Raw genomic sequence first — 9,329 nt, 5'->3', positions numbered from 1 at the left:
GTTCCGTCGACGCCCGCGAAGGGCTCGCCAAGGTGCCGGACGGCTGGGCGGACCTGGTCATCGCGGACGTGTTCAGCGGGGCGCGTACGCCCGCGCATCTGACCTCCACCGAGTTTCTCGACGACGTCCGCAGGGTCGTCAAGGCGGCCGCTCCCGATCGCCGAACTGACCCGCCGCGCCGCCTCGGACCCGCACCCCGCGAGGGTCGAACACGGCAGAACCCTGACCGACTTCACCGGCGGCGCCACAGCGGTCACGGACGCGGCGGCGGTGGCCTCACCGGCACCACCGCCCTCGGCGTTCGGCTAGCCAGAGATCTTTAACGGTGCGGGTTACGTCGGGTCGTGACGGCTGTCGTGGGCCGCGCTGTGCCGGGAGAATGAGGTATCCCGATGGCGGTGGACTGACGGCCGAGGAACGGGCTCGGCGTGAGCAAGTCCGGCTCGCGGCTGCTGACTTGATCAAGGCCGGGGCCAGTGACCGGGAGGTGGCCCGACGGTTCAGGGTGACCCGGATGTCGGCGAACCGCTGGCGCCGGGCGTTGGCTGGGCATGGTCGGCAGGCCCTGGCCTCGAAGGGACCCGGCGGCGCCCGCTGCAAGCTCGATGCGGGACAACTGCGTGTGCTGGAAGGGGTGTTGGATGTCGGCCCGGCCGCCTCCGGCTGGCGTGACCAGTGCTGGACGCCGGCGAGGATCGCCGAGATCGTGCGCCGCCGGTTCGGCGTCGAGTACACCCTGGCCGGGCTGGACCTGCTGCTGCACCGCATCGGCTGGAGCGTGCAGGTCCCGACCCGCAAGGCCACCGAGCAGGACGAGGAGAGGATCGCCGCCTGGAAGGACGAGCAGTGGCCCGTCATAAAAAGAGGGCGGCGGATCTGGGCGCCTGGCTCTGCTTCGAGGACGGAGCCGGGCAAGGGCTGAGGTCGCCCAAGGGCCGCACCTGGGGCCGACGTGGCCACACCCCGGCGGTGCGGGTCACCGCCGCGGGCACCAAGCGGGTCTCGACGGCGGCGCTGATCTGCACCAAAGCCGGCCACCGATCACGGCTGATCTACCGCTCCGCCATCGACGACGGCGGTGTCGTTGTACGCGGCTACCTCCACTGGAGTGCCCTGGACAACTACGAGTGGGGGCACTGGGGGCCGACGTTCGGGCTGATCGCCGTCGACCGGGAGACGTTCGAGCGGCGTCCCGAGCCGAGCCTGGCCTGGCTCGGCGAGGTCGCGCGCCGCGGACACCTCTGACGCATGCCGGCCCGACCGCACCCGCAGTCGGGTCCCGGCCCTGGGGTCACGTCAGCGCACCAGGCGCACTTCGCGCAGCCGGATGGTGGGTGCAGAGCCGACCGCTTCGAATCGAACCTTGACGGGTCCGGCGGGACGGTCCGTGTCGAGCGGGAACACCTGGGAGATTTCCTCGCCCTCGCCCTCGCGATCTGGCGAGGGCGTAATCGTGCCCAGCGCTTGTCCGTCGACCAGCACGCGGGTCGGCCCTGCGCTTCCGTCTGAGAGGTGGGTCACCTGCAGGCCGGTGGCGGCGCCGCCCGGGTCTGTCAGGCGGTAGGACCACCATCCGGTGGCGGCCCGCCACCTCAGCCCGTCGGTGAGGCCCGACCACGTGTCCTGCCCCAGGAATCGGTGGTCGCTTTCGGGCTGTTGCTCACCCGCGGCAACGGTGTCAATGGTGCGGTCGTGCAGTGCGAGTGCCGCCTCGTCGACCGCGCGCAGCTCCGCCCGCCGCTCGTGGAGCCGCTCCGGTTCTGCCACGGGGAAGTAGAGGTGGTAGCGGGAGTCGTGGATGCCGGCGAACGGGACGAGGGTGACGGACTCACCCGGTCGTGCGTCCACGTGATCCAGGGCGAACTCCAGCCGGTCCGGGGCGAGGCGGCGTACGCCGGCCGCCGGATCGGAGGCGCTCGGGGCGAGTACGACGGGCAGGTGTTCCAGGGGGCGCAGCGGGCCGCCGGCGACGTGACCCGTCCGGGAGTCGTCGGCGAAGAGCCCGGCCAGGTCGCCCCGGTCGGCCTCGGCCGCGAGGACGGTGGGCCCGAAGCGGTACGACACCCACGGTGAGCCGTCGGGGAGCAGTTCGGCGCTGATGCGCGGGCGAAGGCGCACGGTGATCGTGTCCCCTTCGCGCCACTGCCGCTTCAGACGCACGTAGGTCAGGGGCTGTTCGCCTGCCCCGCGGCGCGTGGTGAGCGGGGCCGGCCCGCCCTCGGGCGGCGCGCCGTTGATACGGACCTGCGGCGTCCCCTCGTGCCAGCTGGGGACGCGTATGTGGATAGCCAGAAGGGTCGCCGGAGCGCCACGGACCGCGAGTTTCACTTCGTCGTCGTAGGGGGCCGTCCCGGTCTGCTCCAGCACCAGGTTCTGTTCGGGCAGGCTGAGCCGGGAAGCGATGAAGAGATTGACGAACAGGTCGCCGCCGTCGGCGGTGTACACCAGCTCCCCGTACTTCGCGTGGTTCTCCAGCCCGGTGCCAACGCAGCACCAGAAGCAGTCCTGGGGCGTCGACACCACGCGGTAGTGGCCCGGTCGCACCGGTGTGAAATACACCAGCCCGCCCTTGGGATGCAGGGACGACAGGATGTGGTTGACCGTCGCCCGCTCGTAGTGATCGAGCACCTCGGCGTCCGGCTCCTCGAGGAACAGCGCGCGGCTCAGCTTGAGCATGTTGTAGGTGTTGCAGGTCTCGGGGCCCTCCGGCGACTGGAACGCGGAGGTGAAGTCGTCGCGGGGGTGCAGGTGTTCGCGCACGGAGTTGCCGCCGAAGGAGAACGTCCGGTGCCGGGTCATGGTCTGCCAGAAGAACCGGGCGGCGTCCCGCAGGCCGGGGTCGCCGCCGACCTCGCCGAGCCGCTGGTATCCGACGACCTTGGCGATCTGGGTGTTGGCGTGCATCCCGTCCAGGACGTCACGGTGCTCGCGCAACGGGCCGAGCAGGGACTGGTCGAGGAACCGCCGGGCGAGTGCGGCGTACTGGTCTGTGCTGGTGACGTCGGCGAGGTCCGCAAGAACCTCGCACATTCCCCCGAACTCCGTGCGGAGCATGGCTTCGTGGGTGTCGTCGTCCATCCCGGCCGCCAACTGGTCCCACCAGTCGGCCAGCCGTCGGACGGCGGTCAGCGCCAGGTCCGAACCGGTGTGGCGGTGGGCGTCCAGCAGGCCGGCGAAGAGCTTGTGCAGGTTGTACCACGGCACCCAGGCACCACCGAGCTCGAACGAGTCCCGTTCCACCTGCCCTGCGGCGACCCGCTGCCACAGCCACACGCCGTCGGGGATGCCCCCGACGTAGCCGGTGCCCAGGGCGTCCTGGCATTCGACGACGCCCTGAACCAGACGTTCGACCATGGCTTTCGGCCGGGGGTCGTCCGTCACCGCGCTCATGAGAGCGGCGCCCGACAGCGCGTGCCCGACGGTGTGGCCGTCGAGACCCGAGTTCTCCCAGTTGCCGTAGGACTCGGCGACCGGCGGCAGGCCGGCCTCGCGCCGCAAGGGCGCGAGGAGCCGGTCGGCGTCGAGGGACAGCAGGTAGTCGAGGGCGGTGGCCTGCGCGTCCAGGAACGGGCCGGGGAGAAGGCGTACCGCGCTGCGGGGGAGTGGCTGCATGACTGCTTGTTTCCTTAGTTCGAACGCTTCGGTCCTGCGGGGAAGCGGCGTCGTGGTGCCGGCGGTCCGGTGTCAGGGTGGGAACCACAAGGCCTCCCGTGTCACCGGTCAGGCCCTTCGAGAGGGAGGACGGGGGCCTCAAGGGCTTCGTCGCGGTCGCACACGAGGGTGTCTCCGCTCACCCGCAGGCGTGCGACCTGGATCGAGCTCCGGCGGCCGTTGTGGTCGCTGTGGGGTCCGGGGCCGTCGTCGGATCGCCCGGGGTGCGTGAAATAGAAGACGAATGCGCCGAGTTCGCTGGTGACGACATCGACGTGGTAGCCGTACCCCCCGTCGTCCGGGCCCTGACCGGGACGATCGAGGATGAGTCCTCGCGGCTCCCATGTCTCCAGGTCCCGTGAGTGAAGAACCCGCTGTCCATGCCATTCGTCGATGAGCATCCAGTGGCTGCCGCCGAACTCGAAGACGTTCGGGCCTTCGTGCTTCGAGCACTCGACGGCGGGCCCCCGGACGGTCCACCGCGCCAGATCGTCGCTGTCCGCCGCGTAGGTGTGCGCGTGATCGGCCTCGTCCTTGTACCACATGCGGTAGCCGCCCGTGGGGAGCCGCAGGACGCAGGCGTCGATCACTCGCTCGGACGAGAGCGACAAGGTGGAACGGTAGGTCCATGAGAAGAGGTCGTGGCTCGTGTAGTGACGGATCACGCGTGCATGGCCCGCCCACTGAGTCGGAACACCGCGGATCACGCTGACGAACATGTGGTAGTCGGTTCCGTCGTCGACGATCTCGGGGGCCCAGTAGGTGTGCCGCCCGGGCTCGATGTCCAGCCCCTCGGCGATTCCCCGGTACAGCCAGCCGGCTCCGCCGTCCGCGGAGGACGCGATCCCGATGTCGGTCCCGTGCACCCAGCTCACGTCGTTCATCGGCGGGGCGTCGGCGCGTCGGCTCGTGTAGAACATCCACCACTCGCCGGCCTGCCGGTTCCAGACGACGGTGGGGTCGGTCGCGCCGTCGTGCATGGGATCTCGGAAGAGGGGTCGGGCAACGGTTGTCATCGGTTCTTCCCGGGCGTGAGTGTGTGTCGGTGCCGTATGCAGGCCCATGAGCCGGTGCCCGCGGCGTGGACGACGGCGGTGGCAGCGGCCCATGGACAGCCGGTACGTCGGGAGTGGTCAGTCCTGCCGGTTCGTCAGCCGGATCATGTTCCAGGAGAGCGGTTCGAGTTCGGCGTGGAGGACTCCGTCGGTGACGGTGGTGCCGGTGGCGGGGTGCGGGGTGACCCGGTCGGGCCGGTCCGCGGTGTTGGTCGCCTCCGGGTCGCTGTCGGCCAGGACCAGGTGCTCCGCCACGGTGTGGGCGCCGACGCCACGCAGGTCGATTTCCAGGGGCAGGGCGTCTGTCTGGCTGCGGTTGACCGCGAAGACGGTGATGTCGCCGGTCTCGTCGTCCATGACGGCGGTGGCGTGCAGCAGCGGTACGTCACCGAAGCGGGCGGTGGGGTACGTGGGGCTGTCCACGTCGACGCGCAGCACCCGGCCGCGCCCGTACGTCGACGCCTGGGCGAAGGGGAAGAATGTGGTCTGCCGCCAGGCCGGGCCGCCCGGCTCGGTCATGATCGGCGCGATGACGTTGACGAGCTGGGCCAGGGAGGCGGCGGTCACCCGGTCGGCGTGCCGCAGCAGGGCGATGAGCAGCGAGCCGAACACCACGGCGTCGGTGACGGTGTAGACGTCCTCCAGCAGGCGCGGGGCCTGCTGCCAGTCCTCGACCTGGTGAGGGTTGGGCCGCTTCTGGTACCAGACGTTCCACTCGTCGAAGGAGAGGTTGATCCGCTTCTTCTCCTTGAGCCGCGCTCGGACGTGGTCGCAGGTGGCGACGACCGACTCGATGAAGTGCTCCATGTCGACGGCGGAGGCCAGGAAGGAGTCGCGGTCGCCGTCGATCTCCTCGTAGTAGGCGTGCAGCGAGATGTGGTCGACCAGGTCGTACGCGGCCTCCAGGACGGTCGCCTCCCAGGAGCCGAAGGTCGGCATGGAGGACGCCGAACTGCCGCAGGCGACCAGCTCCAGGCCGGGGTCGATCATTCTCATGGCACGGGCGGTCTCGGCGGCGAGCCGCCCGTACTCCTCCGCCGTCTTGTGCCCGGTCTGCCAGGGCCCGTCCATCTCGTTGCCCAGGCACCACATCTTGATGCCGTACGGCTCCTTGGCGCCGTGGGCGGCACGGCGGTCGGACAGCTCGGTGCCGCCCGGGTGGTTGCTGTACTCCAGCAGCCGCAGGGCGTCCTCCACTCCGCGGGTGCCGAGGTTGACGGCCATCATGGGCTCCATGCCGGTCTTGGCACAGAAGTCCATGAACTCCCCGAGGCCGAACTCGTTGGTCTCGGTGGACTTCCAGGCCAGATCCAGCCGCACCGGGCGCTCCTCGCGCGGGCCGACGGAGTCCTCCCAGCGGTAACCGGAGACGAAGTTGCCGCCCGGGTAGCGCACGGTGGTGACGCCCAGCTCCCGGATCAGCTCCAGAACGTCCCGGCGCAGACCGTCGGTGTCGGCCTGCGGGTGGCCGGGTTCGTAGATGCCGGTGTAGACGCAGCGGCCCAGGTGCTCGACGAACGATCCGTACAGCCGGGGGTGTACGGCGCCGATGCCGAACGCCGAGTCGAGGGTGAAGCGTGCGGGGGTGGGGCGGGACATGACTGCCTTTCGTTGGCTGTTTTGAGGCTGTCCGGCGTTTGCGGACGAGGTGTTCGGGGCGAAGCGGGTGTCAGAGGACGAGCGCGCAGACCACCGACGGAACGGACAGCGCCGGGCCCGCCTGCCGCAGCGCCCCGTCGTCCAGGACACGCAGCGCGACGAGCGTCCCGCTGTGCTGGTTGGCGACCAGCAGGTGATCGTCCGCGTGGGTCAGGCCGCGCGGCCAGGTACCGCCGGCGGGCATCTCGTCGATCGGTTCCAGTGTTGTGCCGGTGACCCGGAACGCGGCCACCGTGTCCGCGCCCCGATTGGTCACCCACACGAAACGGCCGCAGGGCGAGGCGACGATGCCACCCGGCTGGTTGGTGACGTTCCGGACCGCTGTGGCGGGCACTGAGGAGAGGCCCGCCAGGGTGCCCGTACCGGCGTCGTACCGGTGGCAGGTGACGGTCGAGGACAGTTCGTCCGCGCTGAACACCAGCTCACCGCCGGGGGCGAAGACGAGGTGGCGAGGACCGGAGCCGCGGCGCAGTTGGCTCACCGCGACCTGCTCCAGGGTGCCGGTCCGGGTGTCGAGCCGGTAGGTGAAGACCGCGTCGGCGCCCAGGTCGGTGGCGAGGACGTAACGGCCTGCCGGGTCGACGAGCACCTGGTGGGCGTGACTGCCCTCCTGCCGCCCGACGACCGGGCCCGCCCCTTCGTGGACGGCGACGTCGGTCAGCTCCACCGGGCGTCCGTCCGCGTCGAGGCGGTGCACGGCCACGCTGCCGGGCGCGGTGTCGCTGCCGTAGTTCGCGGTCAGCAGCCAGCCCCCGTCCGGGTGGACGGTGAGGTGGCACGGGTTGGCGCCGCCGCTGCTCAACGGGCCGCCCAGCGGGGACAGTCGGCCGTCGCCGTGCCCGACCAGGGCGCTGACCGTGCCCGGATCGGTCTCGTTCGTGCTGTAGACGACGTCGAGCGAGGGATGCGCCGCCAGGAAGGACGCCCCGCTGACGCGCAGCGGCGGCACTCCGGTGTCGTGCGCCAGGTGGCCGGTGGCCGGGGCGAGTTTCAGGGCTGCGATCCCGGCACCGTCCCCGCCGGAGTCGGGTGTGTAGGAGCCGATGAGGACAGCGACCTCATCGGTGGAGGAAGGCGTGGGCATGGGTGGTCCCTGGAAGTTCCTTGAGCGGGTGGGTACTTGCGCGGATGCGGTGCCGGGAAGGGCTCAGCGCACGATGTCGTCGTAGTGGTCCAGCAGATCCAGTTCGTTGCGCCTGGGCAGGCCTTCCCAGTCGCCGGTGGTGCTGACGGCGAAGGAGCCGAGCAGGGCCGCCGTCCGCAGGCGCTTCTCCGGCGGTTCGCCCGCGAGCAGTTCGGCGAGGTATCCGGCGGCGAACGCGTCTCCCGCGCCCACGGAGTCGTGCAGGGTGACGGGCACGGCGGGCTGCCGGTGTTCCCGGCCGTCGAGGAGGGCGTACGCGCCCTCGGCGCCCAGTTTGATGACGGCTCCGGCGGGGCCGAGTTCGCAGACGCGCTTGGCGAGTTCCTCCGGGCCGTCGGCGTCCGGCACCATGAGACGCGCCTCGTGCGGTCCCGCGAAGACCAGGTCGCTTCTGCGCAGCAGCGGCAGCAGCGTGCACCCGGCCTCCTGCTCGTCCCACAGCAACGACCGGAAGTTGATGTCCAGTGAGACCGGTACGCCGGCGTCGACGGCGATGTCCACCGCTCGGGTGACGGCACGGGCCGGACCTTCGCCCAGCGCCGGGGTGATCCCGGTGATGTGCAGGACCGCCGCGCCGGCGACGAGGTCCTCGGGGATGTCGTCGGCGGACAGCTGGGCACCCGCCGTGTGGGTGCGGTAGTAGCGCGTACGGCTGTGCGTGGCCGTACGGCGTTCGCGCAGCAACAGCGAGGTGGGGGCTCGGTCGCGTGTGGCGACCGTGGTGACGCCTTCCGCGCGCAGTTCGCGGAGGATGAGGTCGCCGAGTGCGTCGTCGCTGACGCGGCCGATCCAGGTGGCGGACCCGCCGAGCCGGCTGACGCCCACGGCGACGTTCGACTCGGCTCCGGCGAGCCCGAGACGCAGGCCGGAGCCCAGGGCCAGCGGGCCGGTGTCCGACGCGGCCAGGACCGCGAGGACCTCGCCGACGGTCACCAAGTAGCGTTGCTGGGAAGGGTCGTTCACGGGCCGGCCTCCTGATGACTGGACGTGGCCCGGATCGCGTCGAGCAGCGTGCGGGTCCTCGCCGTGAGGGCGTCCAGGGTCTCCGGTGCCGGATTCCGGTCTGCTCCCCGCAGTAGAGGGGAGCCGATGCCGACGGCGAGGGCGCCCGCGTCGAGGTAGTCGCGGGCCTGGTCGATGCCGACTCCGCCGACGGCGACGAGCGGGACGTCCGGCAGTGGCGCCCGCAGCTGCCGCAGGTGGTCGGGGCCGCCGGTGCTCGCGGGGAAGAGCTTGACGGCGGCGGCACCCGCCCGCCAGGCGGTGGACACTTCGGTGGGTGTCCAGGCGCCCGGGTAGAACGGGATGCCCCTGTCGGTCGAGCCGCGGATCACGTCGGTGTCCACGGCCGGGGCCACCAGGAACTCGGCCCCGGCCGCGAGCGCTTCCCGGGCCTGCTCGGTGGTGATCACCGTGCCGGCGCCGACCGCCACATCGGGCCCGAGCTCGTCCCGGATGGCGGCCAGCGCGTCGAGGGCACCCGATGTGGTGAGGGTGACCTCCAGGCAGGTGATGCCACCGGCCGCGAGGGCCCGGGCCACGGCCGGCAGTCCCGTCGCGTCGGCCGACCGCAGGATGGCCATGACCCGCGTCCGGCCCAGCTGCGGGGTGAGTGGCGGACGCTCGGTCAAGACCTCACCGCCGCGGACGACGTGCCGAAGCGCTGGGTAGTGGTCATGCGAAGTTCCTTTACGGGGTGGTGCGTCGGCAAAGCGCGTTACTTGAGTCCGGAGGTGGAGACTCCGGCGATGAAGCCGCGCTGGAGGATCAGGAAGAGCGCCAGCACGGGCACGACGTACATCACGGTGCCTGCTGCGACG

At 71.0% G+C, this 9,329-nt stretch carries 6 protein-coding genes and 3 pseudogenes; 2 read left to right on the top strand and 7 right to left on the bottom strand.

What is annotated here, in order from left to right:
* Both OP79_RS50170 and OP79_RS58815 read left to right on the top strand, forming a co-directional pair.
* Nucleotides 1-309, top strand: a pseudogene (locus OP79_RS50170) (spermine synthase); the annotation flags it as partial.
* A 70-nt stretch (nt 310-379) separates the two neighbouring features.
* Nucleotides 380-1,245, top strand: a pseudogene (locus OP79_RS58815) (family 1 glycosylhydrolase).
* Between the two features lie 51 nt (nt 1,246-1,296).
* Here OP79_RS58815 and OP79_RS47570 read toward each other — a convergent pair.
* The 7 genes and pseudogenes from OP79_RS47570 to OP79_RS57785 all read right to left on the bottom strand — a co-directional run.
* Entirely contained in the window at nt 1,297-3,612 is a 2,316-nt protein-coding gene (locus OP79_RS47570; protein ID WP_063742160.1) for a beta-L-arabinofuranosidase domain-containing protein, read from the bottom strand.
* Between the two features lie 101 nt (nt 3,613-3,713).
* Nucleotides 3,714-4,631, bottom strand: coding sequence for a glycoside hydrolase family protein (locus tag OP79_RS47565; RefSeq protein ID WP_245685730.1), 918 nt, complete (start codon nt 4,629-4,631; stop codon nt 3,714-3,716).
* Nucleotides 4,632-4,784: 153 nt separating this feature from the next.
* The gene (arfA, locus tag OP79_RS47560; RefSeq protein ID WP_033329463.1) at nt 4,785-6,305 is read right to left on the bottom strand and encodes an arabinosylfuranosidase ArfA; all 1,521 of its coding nucleotides are present in this window, start codon (nt 6,303-6,305) and stop codon (nt 4,785-4,787) included.
* A 70-nt stretch (nt 6,306-6,375) separates the two neighbouring features.
* Nucleotides 6,376-7,449: a lactonase family protein gene (locus OP79_RS47555; RefSeq protein WP_033329462.1), complete on the bottom strand. Its 1,074-nt coding sequence runs from the start codon at nt 7,447-7,449 to the stop codon at nt 6,376-6,378.
* A gap of 63 nt (nt 7,450-7,512) precedes the next feature.
* On the bottom strand, nt 7,513-8,472 hold the full coding sequence (locus tag OP79_RS47550; protein ID WP_078492518.1) for a sugar kinase: 960 nt from the start codon (nt 8,470-8,472) through the stop codon (nt 7,513-7,515).
* Nucleotides 8,469-9,140 (bottom strand): bifunctional 4-hydroxy-2-oxoglutarate aldolase/2-dehydro-3-deoxy-phosphogluconate aldolase, encoded by a 672-nt coding sequence (locus tag OP79_RS47545; protein WP_033329461.1) that lies wholly within the window; start codon nt 9,138-9,140, stop codon nt 8,469-8,471. Before OP79_RS47545 ends, OP79_RS47550 begins: the two co-directional genes overlap by 4 nt.
* An 86-nt stretch (nt 9,141-9,226) precedes the next feature.
* Nucleotides 9,227-9,329 (bottom strand): annotated as a pseudogene (locus OP79_RS57785) (carbohydrate ABC transporter permease); the annotation flags it as partial.

It is taken from the genome of Streptomyces yerevanensis (assembly GCF_000716805.1).
Taxonomy (GTDB): domain Bacteria; phylum Actinomycetota; class Actinomycetes; order Streptomycetales; family Streptomycetaceae; genus Streptomyces; species Streptomyces flaveus.
The sequence above is the reverse complement of the archived record's forward strand: the minus strand, read 5'-3'. Positions and strand labels throughout refer to the sequence as shown.